This window comes from Pseudomonas sp. S2_C03 (genome assembly GCF_054668405.1).
Map to the genome: position 1 here is coordinate 2,734,165 of NZ_CP162766.1, position 18,873 is coordinate 2,753,037.

Below are 18,873 nucleotides of genomic sequence, written 5' to 3' on the forward strand. Positions count from 1 at the left end.
GTGCAGAAGAAAACGCTCATTTCCATGCTGTTCGTGTTGACCTCGAGTGCCACCCTCGTCCAGGCACAAACGCCGATTCCCACCTTGGCCTACGCCAAGGAGGGGCGGCAGTTGCAGGCCATCCCAGCGCCTGAAAAAAACCTGCCCACTGTCACCGCGCAGCCGTGGTTCAAGGTGTCGGACAAGGGACTGCAACTTGAAGGACCGTCGTTCGACCGCGACGGCAACCTGTTCTTCGTAGAGGTGTTCGGTGGCCAGGTGCTCAAGCTCGGCTCGCAGAAAAAGCTCAGCGTTGTCGTGCCCAAAAACGAGTTGGGCTCGGCAGGTCTGGCCATTCATAAGGACGGCCGTCTGTTCGTCGCGGGCCTGGGCAACTTCAAGGACACCGGCAACCTCACTGCCTACAACGCCGACGGTTCCGGCAAGCAAGCGATCATTGCCGGCGATAAAAACTACCTGGTCGATGATCTCGTTTTCGACAACGCGGGTGGTTTCTACTTCACCGATTTCAAAGGCACCTCGACCGAACCCAGTGGCGGTGTCTACTACGTGGCACCCGGCGGCGATACGATCGTTGCGATCCTGCCCAAGCTGGCGATCGCCAACGGGATTGCGCTTTCGCCCGACGGCAAGACGTTGTGGGTCACCGAGTTCGCCACGGGCCTGCTGCACCGCATCGAGCTCAAGGATGCGCAGACCATCGCCCCCTTTGGCGAAGCCGTCGTCTATCGCTTCAACGGTCCTTCACCCGACTCGATGCGCGTCGATGAAGACGGCAATCTGTATGTGGCCATGTACAGTCAGGGACGGGTGCTGGTGCTCAACCCAAACGGTCAGCCTATCGGGCAGATTCTGATTCCAGGACGTGAAGACGGGCATTTCCTGCGTTCTACCAGCATGGCGCTCAAGCCGGGCACGAACGAGGTGTATCTGGTGGCCAGCGATGGGGATCTCGGCCAGGGCAGCGCGATCTTTCGTGCGCAGGGGTTCGCCAAGGCGTTGAAGCTCTACTCCCATCAGTAACGGCAACACCTTTCGCTGCGCATTCGACTGAACGTCCACGCCCGTTGGGCAATCCAACGGGTAAACGGCATAACGCCGTGAATCGGGGGGTTCACATGTCTCGTCTGCCAATCATTGGTGTCACTGCCTGTTCATGGAAAATCAACAAACATCCCGTCCAGATCAATGACGACAAATACTCGCGTGCGGTCGCGACCGGTGCCCAGGGGCTGCCATTGATATTACCGTTGTTACCGGAGTTGCTGGACCCGGCGGAAATCCTCGATGGTCTCGATGGGCTGCTATTCACCGGCGGCCCGTCCAATATCGAACCGCATCACTACCACGGCCATCCGAGCCCGCCGGGGACGATGCACGACCCTGCCAGGGATAAAGTGTCGCTTCCACTCTGGCACGCGGCGGTGGAGGCAGGCGTGCCGGTGTTAGGGATCTGCCGCGGTTTTCAGGAAATGAACGTCGCCTTCGGCGGCACGCTGCATCAACAGCTCGGTGACACTGGCGCCGAGCACGAACCACCGGGCAACGAACCCATCGAAGATCAGTACGCACCCGCGCATGCGATTAAAGTGCGGTCAGGCGGTGTGCTGTCGGGCCTGGGATTGGCGGAGAACATCGAGGTCAATTCGGTCCATGGCCAAGGCATTGCAACGGTCGGTCATGGTCTGCGAATCGAGGCGGTAGCCGAAGACGGGTTGATAGAGGGACTCTCTGTGGAAGGCAGTAAGGCCTTCGCCCTCGGAATCCAATGGCATCCGGAATGGCAGGTAATGGGCCATCCGGACTACCTGGCCATCTTCCGCGCATTTGGCGACGCCTGTCGACAGCGTGCGGCAGAGCGCGTCATCGCCACCGGGTACAGCACCAGCGTCCTGCGTAATCCAGCAAAGAGCGTTTAACCGGGTAAACATCGGGGGGCTTGAAGCCCCCCGAGTTATCTCAGGTTTCAGGACATCCCCAACCCGCCGGAAAGATCCGTTGGCGAGGAATCTTCAGGCCGTTGCGCAGGCTTTACGGATGCATCGTGCTGCGTGTGGTCGGTTGTCCTGGTCACCGTATCGCGCACCGTCTCATATCCGTCCTGCGCCTGCTTTTTCACCTTGCCCACCAAGCCCGCACTGGTGCGCCCCATGTAGCGCTGCTCAGCGCTGGTGGTGGGTAACGCGGCACCGATCAACGCCCCCAGCGCAATGCCAGCAGCGGCGACCATCAGGGGCTGCTCCTTGAGCATTTGATTGAACTGCTGCCCAACCACCTGTGAGTTGCGCGCCATTCGATCACTGGCGTTGTGCATGGCGTGGCTCATGTTCTCGGTGGCCGTGCCAAAGCGATCACCCACGTGGGCCGCTTTGTCCTTCAACGAATGCACCCCGTCCTTGATTGAGTCAGCGGTGTGGTGCATACGATCGCGCGCGGACTCCAGGCCATCCGCCAATCCGTCGGCCCACTCCCCCATTCGATCCTGATCAGGGCCGGTGCGATAGCCAGGTTGCCGTAGCGGCGGCTTGTTCTGACTCATCATCAGCCACAACAAACCCACGGATGTCAGCACCGCTGGCACCGGATTGTTGCGCACGCTGGTGCCCAGGTTGCCGAGGAAAGCCGTGCCGTTGTTCTGCATCATGCCCCACGCCTGATCGAACATCTGACCCGGCGTGAATTTGCTTTCCAGCTTGTCGACGATATCGCCAATGTTGGCACGTTGCGCGTCGATCTCACGCTCGATCTGCTCCGGGCTTTTGTGCGATTCCATTTCCAATTCGCTTTTCATCAGACTTTCCTCCGTAGCGCTTCCTGGTCTTTATTCAAGGCATCCAGCGTACGATCAGGCTTGAAGTGGGAAGGCTCAAATTGCTTTTTTCCGGATTGCAACATCACAAAGCCGATCACCATCACCACCACGCCAACGATCAGCGCTGCCAGCCAAGGCGCCATGAACATGCTCAAGCCGTAGACGGCAGACATCAGCAAGATGATGAAGCCCGCCAGCAGCACGATAGCGCCGCCTGCGACAGCGGCGATGCCGGCCTTGAGGGTATTCAGGCTGGCCTGAAGTTCGGCCCTGGCCAGCGCCAGCTCCTTGATAAAAAGCGCGGGCACTTCTCGGGTGAGTTGACGCAAAAGCCCGACCACCGAGGCATCATCGGCGGGAGCGTAAGGTTGCTGCACGCGAAGATCCGGATCGTCTCTGTTCATCACAGTGCTCCCTTAGTATCTGGAGTGGTCGAAGGCCTGGCAAAATCGGCAGGATGGTCCTGCGCATCGGGCGAGGCCGGCGTAATGCCGGTGGCCAGGCCGGGATGTTGTTCAGACGCAGGCGTGACCGAGGTTTCATAGGGACGGTGCACGCCATAGCTATCGGTGGGCGGCGTCGAGTGGCCGGCGGCCGGATCGCTGGTGCCCACTGTCGCGCCAGTGCCCGCCTTCAGAAACCGCAACAATCCAAACCCGATGGCGATGCTGCCGGCAATGAACAACGCCGGATTGCTGCGCGCCAACTGCGCACCGTCATGTAACAGTTGCTCCGCACTTTTGCCACGCAGGTTGCCCGCGAGGCCGCTCATGGACTCTGCCATGTCGGTCAGGTAATCCGACATGCCGAGACCGTCGTGATCCTGCAGTTCATTGACGAACGATTTCGCGCCCTCCGCCAACGCTTCAATCTGGTCGGCGGCGGTGTCGCGGTATTCACCGAACTGCGCATCAGCCTTCTCCCTCGCGCTGCCGAGCGACTCGGTCAGGTCTTCCTTGAGATGTTGAAAATCCTGCTCGGGTTGATGCTCGCCCGGGTTGCCCGTCGAAGTCGCCGCCCTGCTGTCTTGAGTATTCATGCCGTCCCTCACTTCGCAAAAGTCGTGTCGGGACTTCACAGTGCAACTGCCCTGAGCCCCTCATAAGAAGGGACGGAGCAGACTCGACAGGAGTTCAAAGAGGTTGTTGCGCGCGGGACGAACGCCCCTATTCAAGAGGTCAGCCTAGTGCCGTATCGAGAAACATCATGACCCCAAAGCCCAGCATCAGTCCCAGCGTGGCTGGCGTTTCATGACCATTGCGATGGGTCTCGGGAATGACTTCATGGGACACGACAAAGATCATTGCGCCTGCCGCCAAGCCCAGCGCCACCGGGTATCCCAAGGCGAAACTGCTGGAAACACCCAAGCCGATAATCGCCCCCAGTGGTTCCATGAGCCCTGAGCCAATGGCGATGATTGCCGCTCGGCTCGCCGGCAGTCCAATGGCCCGCAATGCGAGCGCGATAGCCAACCCCTCGGGAATGTCCTGAATGGCGATGGCGGTGGTCAGCGGCAACCCGACCTTCATGTCGCCAGAGGCAAAGCTCACGCCGATGGCCATGCCTTCGGGCAAGTTATGCAGGGTAATCGCCAGCACGAACAGCCAGATCCGATTGATGCGCTTCGCTTCAGGTCCGCGCTTGCCACTTTCAACATGTTCGTGGGGCACAAATCGGTCCAGGCCGATCATCAGCGCGACCCCCAGGCCGAGCCCCAGTACCACGATGCTCGCCGCCAGCAACTGGTTGTCGAGCAAATCCCTGGCCGCCGCGATGCCAGGCAGGATCAGCGAAAAGGAACTGGCAGCCAGCATCATGCCAGCAGCGAACCCCAACATTGTGTCCTGAGTGCGAGACGAGATTTCCCTGAGGATCAATGCAACGCAAGCGCCCAGCGCAGTTGCTCCAAAGCCCGAGAGTCCTCCCAGAACGGCGAGATGCAGAAAATCTCTGCTGGCACCCACGAAGGCGCCATAGCCGCTGAACAACAGCAAGACCGCCACTGCGACGACCATCAACCAGAAACACCAACCCAGCCAACCGGATCGGTTGAGATGCCTGACCCAGGAGCGAGACCCCAAACGAAATGAAGATGAAGATTGCGACATGGCTTCTCCTAATTCAGGCCCTGGCGTCGGGTCGCCGAGCCTGGTTGATGGAAGAGCAAGCCACTTGAGATACGCGCAGCTTCACGCTCAAAGGAAACGATGGTGGCGGCAAATACGCTGGAACGTATTGGATCAAACCCGGCGCGTTTCGAGCGAGCCATTTGAAACTCCTGTTGTTCAGAGAATGGGTGAGTGCGATCCCCGGCAGATGCACGAAGATCGCCACCCCACATCTGAAGCGCCGGAGTTCTGGATAACTTCAAAAACTTACAGAACGTTCGACAGACGGCCTCGGAAGTTGGCGAGTTGTCAAACTGGGTGAGCAAACCGAACGAGAACCTCTGTTTTAAAAGGACGTCCGTTCAACCACATTGCTGAATCAGACGTCCGCTTTATTCGTGGTTGGACGATCAAGCAAGGCCCAGAAAGGACAGGACAACTGCGATCACCACGACCAGGCCGACGATATAAATAATGCTGTTCATAAGTACTACCTCGTTATTGAGTGCGCGTTAAATTCATACGAACCGTGGCGTGATTGCCTCGAGCCGCTAACGCTATAGACAACTGTGTGAGTGAATGACTCCCTTTTTTTCGTCGTCATTTGCGGGCGTCTTTGGCAAAAAAACTTGAACTTTAGAAACGATACCGCTCGTCACGGCGCGCACGAATAAAAGGAAATTTCGACCCCTCCCTCCTCTCACTAATAGGGCATACGCCAACACCCACAGTGGTGAACGCGAATAAAACCTGGTCTGAGGAAATCAAAATGTTTTTACATAACAAGCGACTTCAATACACCGTTCGCGTAGCAGAACCGAACCCCGGTTTGGCTAACCTGCTACTTGAACAGTTCGGTGGCGCAAATGGCGAGTTGGCAGCAGCAGCGCGCTATTTCACCCAGGCACTGGCCGAGGAAGATCCAGGCCGCAAGGATCTATTAATGGATATTGCGACCGAGGAACTGAGTCACCTCGAAATCGTCGGCTCGATCATTGTCATGCTCAACCGGGGTGCGAAGGGACAACTGGCCGAAGCCGTGCAGGAAGAGGGAGAACTTTACCGCGCGATGAATGGTGCCGGTAATGACTCCCACATTACCAGCCTGCTTTATGGAGCAGGTGCGCCCTTGGTGAACTCCGCTGGCGTCCCCTGGACCGCCGCTTACGTGGACTCCATCACCGAGCCCACTGCTGACTTCCGCTCCAACATCGCAGCGGAAGCACGGGCAAAAATCGTGTACGAGCGATTGATGAATGTCACCGATGACCCAGGCATCAAGGACGCGCTGGGGTTCCTGATGACCCGCGAAATTGCCCACCAGAAATCGTTCGAAAAAGCGCTTCATGCGATTCAGCCTAACTTCCCGCAAGGCAAACTCCCGGGGATGCCGGAGTTCGCCAACACATACTTCAACATGTCGGGCGAACCCAATGTTCGCGGTCCATGGAACGAAGGTGTCGAGTGGGAATACGTCGAAAATCCCGAACCGGCAGTCGACGGTGGCGACGGCCTGGCAGCAGTCGATCTCCCTGAAGCGGATGAAGCCGTACTTGAAGCGATGAAACTTCGAACTGCTTCCGACCCCACCAGCGAACCCGTCACGGGAGCCGATCTGGGCTCTGGTTTCGTGCAAGGCAAGAATGCTTGATCAACCTGAAGCGACCCCTTTACGGGGTCGCTGTTATTTCGGAGCTACAGCCGTGAATAAACCCACGCGAAAATTGAATGTCAGGACTTATTTCGCCCAAAAAATGGAAAAAGCACATGCAGGCTTTGAGTTCGACTGTCAGCAGGCATGCAGAGCGCTCAAGGTGTGTATGGCCGTCAATGTATTCGGTGTTGGCACGCTTCTCCCCAATGCGTTGCCCTTGTCAGACGAGCACTACGCAAGGCGCGGATAATCCGCGTCGACCATTCAAGGGCTTTTTACGAGGCAGACTTCATGACAACGTTTACGAATCTGGTGACTCATCCGCTGCCCCTGCTGGGGACCCTGATATTTGTGTCAGGTGCCGCGATGATGGTGGGCGACTTAATTGCCGTCTTGCTTTGAAGCGGCCCTCTCGCGCTTGATCCGCAGCCAATCCAGAAACGCAGCTCTTCGCTGCGCATCTGCCAATGCCTTTGCCTCGGAAAAACGCGCCAGCACCCCCGGGTCATTCATCCCTGACTCGATGATGCGATAGGCATCATCTTCCAATCTGTCCGCCTCACGAAAAAGCCGGCGATTACTCGCCAGCGCTTCTTCCCAACTATCCTCGCAATGCAACGACGGCTGCGGATTATCCATGTTGATGCTCCTCATCCCATGCAAGCGAGTGCGTAGCGCGCCACCGGACATCGGTAATGCCGTAGCGCTCTGCCATCGGTTTGGTCATGGGTTTCAGCGGTTTGCGGCCAGGCTTGGGAATGGGGGCAACGCCAGCATCACAACTGGCCCACTGCCACGCATGCGCGTTGTTCATTTCGGCGGTACGAATGACAAACTTTTTTTGCTCCCCATGAAGCTTGTACTCAATAACGAAAAGATCAACTTGACTCATGAGGGTCTCCTTTTGCTCATAAGCAAGTGATGCTTCAAGTCTTTGAAAATTCAAACGGATTGCCGCTCGGTCGAACTAAATGATGCGGCCTCAAAATAGTTGTACAATTTTAATCTCAATGTACAGTTAATCGAACCGTTTTCTCATGACTCCGACTGAAAAACTCGTTTCCTGGAACGCACATTGGCAGCTCAAAGGCGGTGTGGTGGTGTGCCGGTTTTGCGAAGTGACACAAGCCGAAAGCGAGGGCGCATTAAGTTTTCCTCACTCGCCTTCCTGCACACAGTCCGGGATCGCCAGCACGCCCTGGCGAGACCTTGATGACTCGATCACCCACCGCTCGTGTCCTGATTCCAAGTGTTGATAGAAATAGGCAATGCTCGAAGACAAACCGGCATAGGTCAGTGATCGGGCGATGGCTACCATGGCACCTCACCTATTGATGGGAGTACGCCATGACCAGCACCAAAACCCTATTCGTTACTGGTGTGAGCAGCGGGTTCGGCAACGCGTTGGCACAAGAGGCGCTTGCGCGCGGTCACCGCGTCATCGGCACTGTCCGCCGCGAAGCCGACCTGTTGGCCTTTCAAGCACTCTCCCCGCAAAACGCACACGGTGTAATGTTGGATGTCACCGACTTCGAGCGCATCGACCGAGTGGTCGCCGAGATCGAATCGACGCACGGCCCGATTGATGTGCTGATCAACAATGCTGGCTACGGTCACGAAGGTATCTTCGAAGAGTCACCACTGGAAGACATGCGCCACCAGTTCGACGTCAACGTGTTCGGCCCGGTGGCGGTGACCAAGGCGTTGCTCCCCTACTTCCGGCAGCGCCGGGCGGGACATATCCTCAATATCACCTCCATGGGCGGCACCATCACCATGCCGGGGATCGCCTATTACTGCGCAAGCAAGTTTGCCCTGGAAGGAATCTCCGATACGCTGAGCAAAGAGCTGCAACCCTTCAACATCTTCGTCACCGCCGTCGCTCCGGGCTCGTTCCGCACCGATTGGGCTGGCCGCTCGATGCAGCGCACGCCTCGCAGCATTGCCGACTACGACGCCAGTTTCGATCCGGTGCGCAAGGGGCGTGAAGAGAAAAGCGGCAAGCAATTGGGCGACCCGCACAAAGCCGCGCAGGCGATACTGCAGATCATCGACAGTCCTAACCCGCCCAGGCACCTGTTACTGGGCAGTGACGCACTGAGCCTGGTGCGTGACAAACTGCAAGGCGCGCTCGCCGAGATTGAACAATGGGAAGCGCTGACCCGCTCTACCGACTATCAAGCACCCGGCAAAGGATGAGTGGATGAAAGGGGCCGACCCGAACACCGCACGCATGGTGCAGTTGCTCACCCAACTCGCGCCGGTGGAAGGTTACAACCTCAGCGCGCTGGACGATGTACGCTTCCTGCGCTCGAACCAGCCGCTGAGCCGTACGCCGGTGCTCTATGACCCGGGTATCGTCATCCTCTGCCAGGGACGCAAGCGCGGCTATCTGGGCGACGAGGTCTACGTCTACGACGCCCAGCACTACCTGGTGGTGTCGGTGCCCCTGCCCTTCACCATGGAGACCGATGCCAGCGCGGCCGAGCCGATGCTGGCAATCTACATGCGCCTGGATTTGCAGATGGCCAGCGAGCTGATGCTGCAAGTCGATGAAATACACGGTCCCAGCGACGCCCCACCCAAAGGCATGTACGCCTCGCCGATGGACGACTCCCTGCGCCGCTCGACGCTGCGGTTTCTCGAAGCCATGAGCGTGTCGGGCGAGGCGGCCATCCTGGGGCCGTCGCTGGTGCGCGAAATCTACTACCGCATTCTCATCGGCGAGCAAGGTGGCTCAATGCGGGCCGCGCTCAATCGCCACGGCCATTTCGGGAAGGTCAGCCGCGCCATTCGCAAGATCCACAGCAGCTACCAGGAACGCCTTGATGTCGAGCAACTGGCCCAGGAAGCGAGCATGAGCGTGCCCAATTTCCACCTGCATTTTCGCAGCGTGACGGACTCCTCGCCCATGCAATATTTGAAATCAACGCGCTTGCACCAAGCTCGCCTGCTGATGCTGCGCCAGGCCATGACCGCCTCGGCGGCGGCGTTCAATGTCGGCTATGAAAGCGCCTCGCAATTCAGCCGCGAGTTCAAACGGTTCTTTGGCCGTACGCCGCAGGCGGAGATTGAATGGATGAAAGCGACCTACGCGCTGCCGGCGCCGGCGTCGGGTTCGGTTTATGTGTCATCGCATTAGGGAGGCCTGATGCCCCGTGGTGTTTTTCGTGTCAATCCACCCTGTAGGAGCGAGTTTACTCGCGATGGTCGTTAACGATGACGCGGGGCGCCTGATGCCCCGCGGTGCCTGGGCCACCATCGCGAGCAAGCTCGCTCCTACAGGGACCGTGGCATGCCCAAATCATGCGGTTCACACCAGACCTGTAGGAGCGAGTTCACTCGCGATGGTTGTTAACGATGACGCGGGGCATCTGATGCCCTGCGGTGCCTGGGCCACCATCGCGAGCAAGCTCGCTCCTACAGGGGTCGTGGCATGCCCAAATCATGCGGTTCACACCAGACCTGTAGGAGCGAGTTCACTCGCGATGGTCGTCAACGATAACAAGGGCCATCTGATGCCCCGCGGTGCCTGGGCCACCATCGCGAGCATGCTCAGCCCAAAATGCCCCGGAACCCTTGCCGAGCAGTTTATTGGGTGGTCACGACGCCTATCGTGGCTCGTTTGTCCGTCTCCTGGCTTTCGACGCTGGCCGCTTGTTTAATCGCCTGCCAATTTACTTCCTGAAAGCTACACAACCTTGCGCCGATGCCTACCACCACGCCAGAATCCGCCGGCTTGTGCACCTTGGGTGCGGGTTTTATCGTTTTCCTGTCGCTGAAAAAACAGTGATGGGGTTTGGTAGCCCGGCTTCTCGTAAGGTGCATAGCGGCATGATTCGCAGTGTTCATTCGACCCTGCCTCATGGTGACCATGCACAGGGTGTCTACGGGCACGCCGGTTTCCTTACGTCCGGTCTACCAACCTGTGCATGGCCGCCACCCTTGTTTGGTAGCGAGTGTGATGGCTCTCTTTTTTGTAAGTAAGGAGCTTCATTCATGTCCAAGTCAAAATCCGATGCACCGGATGCCGATCCTGCATCCACCAACGAAAAGTCCTACTCACAACAACCCGACACCGACTACTACGAACCCGGGTTCTTCGCCGACGTCAAAGCCACCCCCCGCAAAATATGCTCGATGTTTTTCGTCAACCCCGACGTCGACATACAGACCTTGCTCGGCAGCGCGTGCGAATCACTGGCATCTGCCAGCGTCATGACCATGGATGTGGCGGATCATACGGAAGGAACCAACCGTAACACCCTGCTGGGTATTACTCAGGTCCTCATGCTGGCGGAGTTGGCGGTTAATCGAGCGTTGGATCAGTTGGACCCGATTGAGTAAGTGGTAGTGGCTGATCGTTCCCAGGCGAGGGAACGATCACGTTGACGCTAACTTGCTACGGAGTGCCGTAGTTGTCACGTCTGAAGGGCAGCAACCGACCCAGGCTGTGTGAAAACAAATTTTTATAACGATTCGGCCATGGGGGCATTTGTCCAGGTTATGAGGCACCATATGGTCTCTAGGAATCCAGCAGCTCGACGCAGCTCGCAAACCAAATCAGGAAGAATTAATGCCTTCCCGTCGCCGCCTCAGTAGTGTCTGTCAAAGTATTGCGCATCACGCCGCCAGTGGTCTGTCGTACGTACACCCACATCTGTTGCAAGCGCTCAAAGTAACCGGGGAGCCTATCGCGACGTTGGATCTACTGAGTGCGACCCCATACCCGAAGGAGCTTCGCAGTCATCCCCACCTTCCCACCGCCATCTCTTCATTACGTGATCGTTTTGAACAAATTTTGAAATCTGAAGGATTTTTAATAACCGACCTCAACGAGGCCAAACTATTTTTCAAACCTGATGGCCAATACCACGACGAGTATTGTTGCGAATGTCACGCAAGGTTGTCCCATTCAAGCGGCCGTAAATACTTTGCGGCAGTCAATTGCATGGGTAAATCCATTGTTCCCCAGCTCGCCAACTACTGTCCAAGCCCCACCGGCAATGTCCTCAATCCTGATGAAAAGCAAGCTTAGCTTTATGGCCAAAAGCCGTAATACAGCGAGGATGATCTAAGCTTCTGATCGTTGAGATCGTAGCGGGGGCGATCATGAAGCGATTTATTGAAGGTGAGGCTCGGACGCAAGTCACCTTGCTGCCGGAGTGCCTGGATGACTACGTAACCGAAGAAAATCCAGTCCGAGTGGTCGATGTTTTCGTCGATGAACTCGACCTGGGCGCACTTGGTTTTGAGGGCGTCGATCCTGCCGCAACGGGTCGTCCGGCCTATCACCCAGCGGTATTGCTGAAGATCTACATCTACGGTTACCTCAATCGAATTCAGTCCAGCCGCCGGCTTGAGCGTGAGGCCGAGCGCAACGTCGAGTTGATGTGGCTAACGGGGCGTTTGGCTCCGGACTTCAAAACCATTGCCGACTTTCGCAAAGACAACGGCAAAGCCATTCGTAGCGTATGCCGCCAGTTCGTAGTTCTTTGCCGCAACCTCAATCTCTTCTCCCAGTCGATCATCACCATCGACGGCAGCAAATTCAAAGCCGTCAACAATCGAGACCGCAACTTCACTCAGGGCAAAGTGAAGGCTCGCATGCAGCAAATCGAGCAGAGCATTGATCGATATCTGGCGGCGATGGATTCGGCGGATCGGGCAACGCCCGAAGTGGCCGAGGCCAAAGCAGAGCGGCTTAAAGAAAAAATAGAAACACTGAAAAAACAGATGCAAAAACTCAAGGACATCGAGGCGCAGCTCCACGAAAGTCCAGACCAGCAGATCTCCCTCACCGATCCAGATGCACGCTCAATGGCCACGAGCGGCCGAGGCACTGGAACGGTTGGCTACAACGTGCAAACCGCTGTCGACGACAAACACCATCTGATCGTTGCCCATGAGGTGACCAACGTTGGCAATGATCGCGGGCAGTTGAGCAATATGGCGAACCAGGCGCGTGAAGAAATCGGAGCTGAAACGCTAACGGTGGTGGCTGATCGAGGCTATTACAAAGGTCTGGAAATCCTTGCTTGCGAGCAAGCCGGCATCACTACCTTCGTACCGAAACCCCTCACATCTGGCAGCAAAGCGGAAGGCAGATTTGGCAAGCAGGACTTCATTTATCTTGCTGCGTCGGACGAGTATCGATGCCCTGCGGGGCAGTTACTAACCAGGCGACATTCGTCGACGGAAGACGGCATGTTATTGCATTGTTACTACTTCTCGGGCTGCCAGTCCTGCTCAATGCAACAGCAATGTACGACGGGTAAGGAGCGCCGTGTGAAACGCTGGGAACATGAGGCTGTAGTCGATGCGATGCAGGTTCGGCTGGAGCATGATCCAGCGATGATGAGGGTTCGTCGACAGACCGTTGAGCATCCTTTTGGAACGCTCAAATATTGGATGGGAGCCACCCACTTCCTGACCAAAACACTTGCGCGGGTAAGTACCGAAATGAGCCTTCACGTGCTCGCCTACAACCTCAAACGAATGATGAGCATCTTCGGCATCGCAGGACTGCTTGAGGCGATCAGGGCTTGATCCAGCCGCTTGGCTTGCCAGTTACGCGGCCCAAACGGCATTACGAGCTTCTATTTCACTGACTAAGCTAATTCGCGCTTCCGTCCGCTGATTCCACAGACAATCCTCACGACTCTCAGTTTTCGACGTACTTAGCGCGTTTTCACACAACCTGGACCCGAAGCGGACGTTGTCACTGCACCCAGCGTCTAGTAAAAAGGTCATCTCCTGTTCCAGGCACTGAAACGAATTTATGTCTACTGACCATGGTCAACGTGTTTGTAATCGATGCGGCGAATCAATTACTGTTTACTGCCCATCAATTGAAACGCTAGCGATCATCGGGGGTTTCCACGAAAAGGGTGATCAGGCAGTAGTAGATGAGATTGCCCGCCGAGAAAATATCGATCCGAATGTTGTCTGGGAATATTTCCGCCACCGGATGAAGCCTCTGTGCAAGCAAAAAATTGCCCGCTGCTCATTCTGCGACGGGCAGCTAAGGACTTGGCGTGCGCGTCAATGCATGCACTGTTTTAGGGAGTGACCTGACGCACAATTATTATCGAGCTGAGTTTTCAGATTTTGAACTGCATTAGCACGACTTCTGACTGACCACTATTGGCCGATTTCTGCCCATCACAAACGGCAGAAATCGGCAAAACGCGGCCTACCCTGCCCCAACTTGGATCATCATCGAGCAGGCCGCTCAATCGCCCGCGCAGGAATCGGAGTCGACATCACAATTGACGTTCGCGTCTCTCCGTAGATGTTGATCTTTTCGATCAGCCGCTCCAGATCGCTCATGCTGGCGGCGACTACTCGGAAGATGTAGGAATCTGCTCCTGTAATGTGATGACACTCCAGAACTTCCGGAATCGTCTCCAGCAGCTTGAGAAATTTGGCCTTGGCCGTTTGGGGCACCGTCATCGCCAACATGGCGCCGACCAGGTAACCCGCCGCTATCGGGTTGACCCGAGCCGCATACCCCTCGATGACTCCCCCTTCCTCCAGTCGCTTGACGCGCTCGGTGACGGCCGGCACCGAGAGGTGCACATGCCGGGCAAGCTCTGTATAGGTCATACGGCCATTGGCTTGGAATCGCTCAAGGACTTTCCAGTCAATATCATCCATATGGCTTAATTCCTTAGGTAGAAGGTGAATTTTCCTTGGAAAACCCATTCTGCACAATTGAAGGGCCGCCTACCATTCTCCCCGTGATCAATGGGTATCGCCGGGAGAGGAACATGCTGTTCGTTAAATCACTGGTTATTGGTTTTTCAATCGCCGCACCCGTGGGCCCGATTGGACTGCTCTGCGTGCAGCGAAGTCTGAAGCGAGGTTTCCGTTCGGGGCTCGCCACTGGGCTAGGGGCTGCAAGCGCCGACACGGTCTATGGATTCCTCGGGGCGATTGGTTTTACCGGGATCGCCTTGTCTGCACCTTCGCTCGCGGTGTTGCTTAAAGTGGTGGGCGGTGCCTTTCTGGTGTGGCTGGCGTGGAGCATTGCCCGTGACGCGCTGAAGCCCAAGCAGGCCGCGCAGGTGGAAGCCTCGGTGGCGGTCACTCGTGATTTTCTGACAGCGTTCGGCTTAACCCTCTCCAACCCAATGACAATATTGGCTTTCATCGCGATCTTTGCAGCACTTGAGCCACTGTCCGGCGAGCAACAGCAGGGCGATGGCGCCATGTGGTTCGCCACCTGCTCCATACTCACCGGGGTATTTGTGGGGTCCGCTGCGTGGTGGCTGTGCCTGAGCGGGCTCACGGCGGCGCTGCGCAAGAAAATGCCCGTTTCATTCATGCGGGTCATCTCTTCGATTTCCGCAGCCGCCATCGCTACCTTTGGTTTTGCCCAAGCGTTCACTGGGTTGTACGAAGTCTTTGGGCGGGCGTCGATGTAGTTTGAGAGTGGCAGTAGTGTCCCAGTCGCTTTGAACGTCTCCCAGACCGTTGACATGGACCTCTCCAGAACCCCGGTTAAAATCCTCGCCCCCTCCTCTTCGGCCACTCGCTTGCAGGAAGTGGTGGGTGGCGCGACCTCCCTCGATCAGGCCCGCCGCGCCATCAACAGCATCGAAGCCGCCGCAGACAACAGGCCGGCGCAGCAGCGATTGAAGATTCTCTTGCCCCGAGGCTGCGCGAACCAGCGGCGCATGTGCAGGCCGATGTAGGCGTAGATGCCGATGGCGATCCATTCCAGTACCAGAAACAGCAAGCCGAGCACGGCGAACTGGGCACTGATTTGCGCAGCAGGGTCGACAAACTGCGGAAGGAACGCGGTAAAAATCAGGATGGCCTTGGGGTTACCGGCGGCAACGAAGAACTCCTGCCGCGCAAGCTGCCACAGGCCGGCCCTCTCCTCCTGTGATTCGACCTCGGCCTGCGGGTCGGCCCTCCATAGCTGATACGCCAGGTAGAACAGGTAGACCGCACCGATGATTTTGATCCCGTAAAACACCAGCTCCGAGGTTTGCAGTACCACCGCAAGGCCTGCCGACGCCAGCGCGATCATGATCGCAAAGGCCAGCAGGCGCCCCATTCCAGCCACACAAGCCGTGCGCAATCCATAGCGTGTGGCGTTGCTGATCGACAGCAGATTATTAGGCCCCGGCGCCATGTTCAGCGCGAAGCATGCAGGCAGGAATATCGCCAGGGTCGTGAGATTCATGGGCAGTTCCATAACCATTCTGCGCTGATGCTACAGCGCCCTTCCAAGGCGCGCCATGGCGGCACACACCTTGACTAACCGAAGGTATGAGTATCGTACGCCGTAGGCTCGCTGTTAAATTCCGAGGCCTGTGCAAAACGCTACGCGTAGGTGAAACCGCTTGCAGTGGCCTGTGGTCAGTCAAGCTCGGTCCCGCGAATCCACCTGACAAAGCACTGACCGCTGACGGATGCTTCGCGGATGGCGACCTGGCAACGGCAGGCTTTCACTGACATTCCAATGTGCCCACACAAGAAAAATCCGTCGGAATGAAAAGGGTCCCTTCAGTCATGTCCAAGTACCGTGCATTGATCAATACACCCCATGTATGGATGCTCAGGCTTGGAGCGGTCGCGCTGACGCTGGTGATTTTCCTGGTCGACTGGTTGACCTCGCTGGATGTGGCCATCGCGGTGCTCTACGTTGCGGTGATCCTGATCTCCAGTGATCTGTTCTCTTACCGGGGCATGCGCACGGTCTCATTGCTTTGCTGCTTGCTGACGCTGGCGGCGTATCTGCTTTCCCACGTCTCTCACGCCGACACATGGCAGGTACCGCCCTTCGAACGTTGCCTGGTGAGCCTTGCTGCCATCACCATCAGCGCAATCCTTGCACTGAAGAACAAAGCAGCCAGGGGAGCTTTGCAGCGACAAGTGCAGCTCTTGCACCGCAGCGAAGCGTGCCTGGCCGGGGCGCAGCGGCTGAGCCGCACCGGCAGCGTTGGCTTGAAAATGCCGGATGGGCAACTGAGCTGGTCTGAAGAGGCGCGGCGGATATTCGAGTTCGAGGGGCCTGAGCAGCCCACCCTGCAACAGATGATCTCTCGCACTCATCCCGAGGATACGGGCGACCTGAAAAAACTGATTGAGGGGGCCTATGCCCAGCACGAATGTCCGGAAGCGGAGTTCAGGTTGCTGATGCCCGATGGCCGTTGCAAACATGTTCGCATGCTCGCTCAGCGCAGGGCCGACTCGTTCGGATGCTGCGAGTACCTCTGCGCCTTGATGGATGTCACCGCTGCAAAATGTGCCGAAGAGGCGCTTCATCAGTCTCAGTCACAGTTGGCCCACGTGACCCGCATCACGATCCTGGGTGAAATGACGGCGTCCATTGCCCACGAAGTCAATCAGCCACTCGCCGCGGTGACGACCAACGCAGAAGCAGGCTTGCGCTGGCTCAATCGCGAAGACCCCAATTTTGCCGAAGCCTGCGGCGCCATCCAGCGCATCATGAGCGAAGCCCATCGCGCGAGTGAAGTCATTCGCGGCATTCGAGCACTGTCACGAAAATCCGAACCGCAGTACTTGTCGATCAACCTGCAGGAAGTGCTGCAAGAGGCGTTGCTGCTCACACGCAGGGAGACAAGGCGGCACAAGGTCAACATCGAGTTTCAGCCACGGTACGACGGTTTATGGGTCCAGGGTGATCGCATTCAGTTGCAGCAGGTCATCATCAATCTGCTGTTGAATGCGTTACAGGCATTGTCATGCATGCCACCTAAAGGACGACGGATTTCCATCCTGCTGGAGACGGCATCGGGTAATGACGTGCTGTTGCGCATTCAGGACAATGGTCCAGGCATCCCTGCGCAGAATCTGCCCAAACTGTTCAGTCCTTTTTTCACCACCAAGCCGGAAGGGATGGGAATGGGCCTGTCGATATGTCGGTCGATCATCGAAGCCCATGGAGGGCGCATCTGGACTGAAAGCGCGCCGGGGCACGGGACGAACATGTGTTTCTCCCTGCCCGGCCAAGCGCGCAGTGCATCATGAGACAGGCGGCATCGCACGAAGTGGTTCGTCGTGCGTCACTCAAGGTCAGCGCTGATACGTTGAGGTAATCGTCGCTTTGGCCAGGACGTTGGCATTGAGTAAATAGCCCACCAGCGCCCCGCTCGCCTGCGCATCCACCGGCAAGGAATCGACCTTCAATGCCCAGACAGTGAATTGGTAATGATGAGGTGGGTCACCCGCAGGCGGGCAAACACCGCCGAATCCAGCCTGGCCATAATCGGTGCGCCCCTGGACCGCTCCGACAGGCAGGTTTGAACCCGCGCCCCGCGGCAGGCTGGTGACCGTCACCGGCAAATTGGCCACGGTCCAATGCCACCAACCACTGCCGGTGGGTGCGTCAGGATCGAAAACAGTGATGGCGTAGCTTTTCGTGCCTGCGGGCGGGTTGCGCCAGGAAAGCTGCGGCGAGAGGTTAGCGCCGTCGCAGCCAAAGCCATTGAATACCTCACGCTGGGTCAGCGATTTACCTTGAGCGATGTCGTCGCTGGTCAGGGAAAACGACTGCGCCTGGGCGATGAAGGAGACTCCAAGGGAAAGCACGCACAAGATCTGTTTGATGTTCATGACAACCTCAAGTTGGGGGACTGTTGTCCGCAAACTCTAAATCTTCAACAAGTGGCCGACACTCATACTTCAACGCTGTCTTTTTATGCTTTGGTATGGCTGGGCGACTGGCTGTTATCTCGAGAACAGCCACTCGGGATAGGTGGGAACTGAGCAGGCCGGTCAATCCACAATGAACAGTTTGGCACCGACGAGCGTGGATGAGCGGTGCGCTTCGGCGTTGTCGCCGACCTGATAACTCATGCCTGCGGTCAGCGTGAACACCCGCCCATCTTCCAGTTCGGTCTCCAGCCGGCCTTCCAGGCAAAGCAGGATATGCCCCTTGTGGCACCAATGATCGGCAAGGTAGCCGGGGCTGTATTCCACCTGCCGAACACGAATCGTCCCGAACTGGCATGTGCGCCAGTAGGCCGTGCCGGTCTCTCCCGGGTGCGCGGTGACTTCAATGCTCGACCAGTCGGTCGTGCCAAACGGGATAGCTGTCAGCTCCATGGCGGCCTCATTCAATCGATGGTGCCCACACGCTAACGTCGTGATATTCCTGCCGATAGACACAGACGTCACTTAAATACGTCATACAGCGAATCCGAATATTCTCCTGTAGGCGCGAGCCTGCTCGCGATGGGCGCACTCGGTCGGGTCGTTCGCCCATTGGCACCACCGGTCGGCCTCGGCAGAAGGAGATCAAGTTCACAGTCCCTGATTGA

The 18,873-nt window shown here is 57.3% G+C and carries 23 protein-coding genes; 11 read left to right on the top strand and 12 right to left on the bottom strand.

Going from position 1 to position 18,873, the window contains the following annotated elements:
• A complete protein-coding gene (locus tag AB4N64_RS12360) occupies nucleotides 1-1,023 on the top strand; it encodes an SMP-30/gluconolactonase/LRE family protein (protein WP_460125866.1) in 1,023 nt (340 codons plus the stop codon).
• A gap of 95 nt (nucleotides 1,024-1,118) precedes the next feature.
• Nucleotides 1,119-1,919, top strand: a complete 801-nt coding sequence (locus AB4N64_RS12365) for a gamma-glutamyl-gamma-aminobutyrate hydrolase family protein (RefSeq protein WP_460125868.1) — start codon at nucleotides 1,119-1,121, stop codon at nucleotides 1,917-1,919.
• A gap of 47 nt (nucleotides 1,920-1,966) precedes the next feature.
• Here the strand turns inward: AB4N64_RS12365 and AB4N64_RS12370 are convergent, their stop codons facing one another.
• The 5 genes from AB4N64_RS12370 to AB4N64_RS12390 form a co-directional block, all read right to left on the bottom strand.
• Nucleotides 1,967-2,791: a DUF3618 domain-containing protein gene (locus AB4N64_RS12370; protein ID WP_460125870.1), complete on the bottom strand. Its 825-nt coding sequence runs from the start codon at nucleotides 2,789-2,791 to the stop codon at nucleotides 1,967-1,969.
• Nucleotides 2,791-3,216 carry a phage holin family protein gene (locus tag AB4N64_RS12375; protein WP_460125872.1) on the bottom strand — a complete coding sequence of 142 codons (426 nt, stop codon included), beginning with the start codon at nucleotides 3,214-3,216 and terminating at the stop codon, nucleotides 2,791-2,793. The genes AB4N64_RS12370 and AB4N64_RS12375 overlap by 1 nt, the downstream gene beginning before the upstream one ends.
• The gene (locus tag AB4N64_RS12380) at nucleotides 3,216-3,851 is read right to left on the bottom strand and encodes a hypothetical protein (protein WP_460125874.1); all 636 of its coding nucleotides are present in this window, start codon (nucleotides 3,849-3,851) and stop codon (nucleotides 3,216-3,218) included. The genes AB4N64_RS12375 and AB4N64_RS12380 overlap by 1 nt, the downstream gene beginning before the upstream one ends.
• A gap of 139 nt (nucleotides 3,852-3,990) precedes the next feature.
• The gene (locus AB4N64_RS12385) at nucleotides 3,991-4,920 is read right to left on the bottom strand and encodes a ZIP family metal transporter (protein WP_460125876.1); all 930 of its coding nucleotides are present in this window, start codon (nucleotides 4,918-4,920) and stop codon (nucleotides 3,991-3,993) included.
• An 8-nt stretch (nucleotides 4,921-4,928) separates the two neighbouring features.
• The gene (locus AB4N64_RS12390) at nucleotides 4,929-5,081 is read right to left on the bottom strand and encodes a hypothetical protein (protein ID WP_460125878.1); all 153 of its coding nucleotides are present in this window, start codon (nucleotides 5,079-5,081) and stop codon (nucleotides 4,929-4,931) included.
• A 608-nt stretch (nucleotides 5,082-5,689) separates the two neighbouring features.
• Here AB4N64_RS12390 and AB4N64_RS12395 point away from each other — a divergent pair.
• Together AB4N64_RS12395 and AB4N64_RS12400 are read left to right on the top strand one after the other, a co-directional pair.
• Nucleotides 5,690-6,571, top strand: a complete 882-nt coding sequence (locus AB4N64_RS12395) for a manganese catalase family protein (RefSeq protein ID WP_460125880.1) — start codon at nucleotides 5,690-5,692, stop codon at nucleotides 6,569-6,571.
• 52 nt (nucleotides 6,572-6,623) lie between these two features.
• The gene (locus AB4N64_RS12400; RefSeq protein WP_460125882.1) at nucleotides 6,624-6,824 is read left to right on the top strand and encodes a hypothetical protein; all 201 of its coding nucleotides are present in this window, start codon (nucleotides 6,624-6,626) and stop codon (nucleotides 6,822-6,824) included.
• Between the two features lie 131 nt (nucleotides 6,825-6,955).
• Here AB4N64_RS12400 and AB4N64_RS12405 read toward each other — a convergent pair whose 3' ends face one another.
• The 3 genes from AB4N64_RS12405 to AB4N64_RS12415 all read right to left on the bottom strand — a co-directional run bounded on the left by AB4N64_RS12405 (nucleotide 6,956) and on the right by AB4N64_RS12415 (nucleotide 7,892).
• The gene (locus AB4N64_RS12405) at nucleotides 6,956-7,213 is read right to left on the bottom strand and encodes a hypothetical protein (RefSeq protein ID WP_460125884.1); all 258 of its coding nucleotides are present in this window, start codon (nucleotides 7,211-7,213) and stop codon (nucleotides 6,956-6,958) included.
• Nucleotides 7,206-7,466 (bottom strand): DUF6555 family protein, encoded by a 261-nt coding sequence (locus AB4N64_RS12410; RefSeq protein WP_460125886.1) that lies wholly within the window; start codon nucleotides 7,464-7,466, stop codon nucleotides 7,206-7,208. The genes AB4N64_RS12405 and AB4N64_RS12410 overlap by 8 nt, the downstream gene beginning before the upstream one ends.
• A gap of 264 nt (nucleotides 7,467-7,730) precedes the next feature.
• Complete coding sequence (locus AB4N64_RS12415; protein WP_460125888.1) at nucleotides 7,731-7,892, bottom strand: hypothetical protein; 162 nt, start codon at nucleotides 7,890-7,892, stop codon at nucleotides 7,731-7,733.
• Between the two features lie 29 nt (nucleotides 7,893-7,921).
• Between AB4N64_RS12415 and AB4N64_RS12420 the strand changes: the two genes are divergently transcribed.
• The 5 genes from AB4N64_RS12420 to AB4N64_RS12440 all read left to right on the top strand — a co-directional run bounded on the left by AB4N64_RS12420 (nucleotide 7,922) and on the right by AB4N64_RS12440 (nucleotide 13,123).
• Entirely contained in the window at nucleotides 7,922-8,773 is an 852-nt protein-coding gene (locus AB4N64_RS12420) for an oxidoreductase (protein ID WP_460125890.1), read from the top strand.
• Between the two features lie 4 nt (nucleotides 8,774-8,777).
• Complete coding sequence (locus tag AB4N64_RS12425; RefSeq protein WP_460125892.1) at nucleotides 8,778-9,716, top strand: AraC family transcriptional regulator; 939 nt, start codon at nucleotides 8,778-8,780, stop codon at nucleotides 9,714-9,716.
• A gap of 857 nt (nucleotides 9,717-10,573) precedes the next feature.
• Entirely contained in the window at nucleotides 10,574-10,921 is a 348-nt protein-coding gene (locus AB4N64_RS12430; protein WP_460125894.1) for a DUF6124 family protein, read from the top strand.
• Nucleotides 10,922-11,150: 229 nt separating this feature from the next.
• Complete coding sequence (locus tag AB4N64_RS12435; protein WP_460125896.1) at nucleotides 11,151-11,612, top strand: hypothetical protein; 462 nt, start codon at nucleotides 11,151-11,153, stop codon at nucleotides 11,610-11,612.
• 74 nt (nucleotides 11,613-11,686) lie between these two features.
• The gene (locus AB4N64_RS12440) at nucleotides 11,687-13,123 is read left to right on the top strand and encodes an IS1182 family transposase (RefSeq protein ID WP_460125898.1); all 1,437 of its coding nucleotides are present in this window, start codon (nucleotides 11,687-11,689) and stop codon (nucleotides 13,121-13,123) included.
• A 669-nt stretch (nucleotides 13,124-13,792) separates the two neighbouring features.
• Here the strand turns inward: AB4N64_RS12440 and AB4N64_RS12445 are convergent.
• Nucleotides 13,793-14,233, bottom strand: coding sequence for an Lrp/AsnC family transcriptional regulator (locus tag AB4N64_RS12445; protein WP_460125900.1), 441 nt, complete (start codon nucleotides 14,231-14,233; stop codon nucleotides 13,793-13,795).
• A gap of 113 nt (nucleotides 14,234-14,346) precedes the next feature.
• Between AB4N64_RS12445 and AB4N64_RS12450 the strand changes: the two genes are divergently transcribed.
• On the top strand, nucleotides 14,347-15,003 hold the full coding sequence (locus AB4N64_RS12450; protein WP_460125902.1) for a LysE/ArgO family amino acid transporter: 657 nt from the start codon (nucleotides 14,347-14,349) through the stop codon (nucleotides 15,001-15,003).
• A 146-nt stretch (nucleotides 15,004-15,149) separates the two neighbouring features.
• Here the strand turns inward: AB4N64_RS12450 and AB4N64_RS12455 are convergent, their stop codons facing one another.
• Nucleotides 15,150-15,770: a LysE family translocator gene (locus tag AB4N64_RS12455; protein WP_460125904.1), complete on the bottom strand. Its 621-nt coding sequence runs from the start codon at nucleotides 15,768-15,770 to the stop codon at nucleotides 15,150-15,152.
• Between the two features lie 329 nt (nucleotides 15,771-16,099).
• Between AB4N64_RS12455 and AB4N64_RS12460 the strand changes: the two genes are divergently transcribed.
• Nucleotides 16,100-17,581 carry a sensor histidine kinase gene (locus AB4N64_RS12460; RefSeq protein ID WP_460125906.1) on the top strand — a complete coding sequence of 494 codons (1,482 nt, stop codon included), beginning with the start codon at nucleotides 16,100-16,102 and terminating at the stop codon, nucleotides 17,579-17,581.
• Between the two features lie 45 nt (nucleotides 17,582-17,626).
• On the opposite strand, the gene AB4N64_RS12465 is transcribed toward AB4N64_RS12460, so the two are convergent.
• Entirely contained in the window at nucleotides 17,627-18,166 is a 540-nt protein-coding gene (locus tag AB4N64_RS12465) for a YbhB/YbcL family Raf kinase inhibitor-like protein (RefSeq protein ID WP_460125908.1), read from the bottom strand.
• A 162-nt stretch (nucleotides 18,167-18,328) separates the two neighbouring features.
• Entirely contained in the window at nucleotides 18,329-18,658 is a 330-nt protein-coding gene (locus AB4N64_RS12470) for a DHCW motif cupin fold protein (protein ID WP_460125910.1), read from the bottom strand.
• Nucleotides 18,659-18,873: the final 215 nt, after the last annotated feature.

Bases quoted from the DNA above. Each gene is read 5' to 3' on its own strand.
- AB4N64_RS12375 (WP_460125872.1), bottom strand. From the start codon at position 3,216: ATGAACAGAGACGATCCGGATCTTCGCGTGCAGCAACCTTACGCTCCC.
- AB4N64_RS12415 (WP_460125888.1), bottom strand. From the start codon at position 7,892: ATGGTAGCCATCGCCCGATCACTGACCTATGCCGGTTTGTCTTCGAGC.
- AB4N64_RS12370 (WP_460125870.1), bottom strand. From the start codon at position 2,791: ATGAAAAGCGAATTGGAAATGGAATCGCACAAAAGCCCGGAGCAGATC.
- AB4N64_RS12365 (WP_460125868.1), top strand. From the start codon at position 1,119: ATGTCTCGTCTGCCAATCATTGGTGTCACTGCCTGTTCATGGAAAATC.
- AB4N64_RS12465 (WP_460125908.1), bottom strand. From the start codon at position 18,166: ATGAACATCAAACAGATCTTGTGCGTGCTTTCCCTTGGAGTCTCCTTC.
- AB4N64_RS12395 (WP_460125880.1), top strand. From the start codon at position 5,690: ATGTTTTTACATAACAAGCGACTTCAATACACCGTTCGCGTAGCAGAA.
- AB4N64_RS12385 (WP_460125876.1), bottom strand. From the start codon at position 4,920: ATGTCGCAATCTTCATCTTCATTTCGTTTGGGGTCTCGCTCCTGGGTC.
- AB4N64_RS12450 (WP_460125902.1), top strand. From the start codon at position 14,347: ATGCTGTTCGTTAAATCACTGGTTATTGGTTTTTCAATCGCCGCACCC.
- AB4N64_RS12425 (WP_460125892.1), top strand. From the start codon at position 8,778: ATGAAAGGGGCCGACCCGAACACCGCACGCATGGTGCAGTTGCTCACC.
- AB4N64_RS12405 (WP_460125884.1), bottom strand. From the start codon at position 7,213: ATGGATAATCCGCAGCCGTCGTTGCATTGCGAGGATAGTTGGGAAGAA.
- AB4N64_RS12420 (WP_460125890.1), top strand. From the start codon at position 7,922: ATGACCAGCACCAAAACCCTATTCGTTACTGGTGTGAGCAGCGGGTTC.
- AB4N64_RS12460 (WP_460125906.1), top strand. From the start codon at position 16,100: ATGTCCAAGTACCGTGCATTGATCAATACACCCCATGTATGGATGCTC.
- AB4N64_RS12435 (WP_460125896.1), top strand. From the start codon at position 11,151: ATGCCTTCCCGTCGCCGCCTCAGTAGTGTCTGTCAAAGTATTGCGCAT.
- AB4N64_RS12390 (WP_460125878.1), bottom strand. From the start codon at position 5,081: ATGGCTCGCTCGAAACGCGCCGGGTTTGATCCAATACGTTCCAGCGTA.
- AB4N64_RS12430 (WP_460125894.1), top strand. From the start codon at position 10,574: ATGTCCAAGTCAAAATCCGATGCACCGGATGCCGATCCTGCATCCACC.
- AB4N64_RS12470 (WP_460125910.1), bottom strand. From the start codon at position 18,658: ATGGAGCTGACAGCTATCCCGTTTGGCACGACCGACTGGTCGAGCATT.
- AB4N64_RS12410 (WP_460125886.1), bottom strand. From the start codon at position 7,466: ATGAGTCAAGTTGATCTTTTCGTTATTGAGTACAAGCTTCATGGGGAG.
- AB4N64_RS12445 (WP_460125900.1), bottom strand. From the start codon at position 14,233: ATGGATGATATTGACTGGAAAGTCCTTGAGCGATTCCAAGCCAATGGC.
- AB4N64_RS12440 (WP_460125898.1), top strand. From the start codon at position 11,687: ATGAAGCGATTTATTGAAGGTGAGGCTCGGACGCAAGTCACCTTGCTG.
- AB4N64_RS12380 (WP_460125874.1), bottom strand. From the start codon at position 3,851: ATGAATACTCAAGACAGCAGGGCGGCGACTTCGACGGGCAACCCGGGC.
- AB4N64_RS12455 (WP_460125904.1), bottom strand. From the start codon at position 15,770: ATGAATCTCACGACCCTGGCGATATTCCTGCCTGCATGCTTCGCGCTG.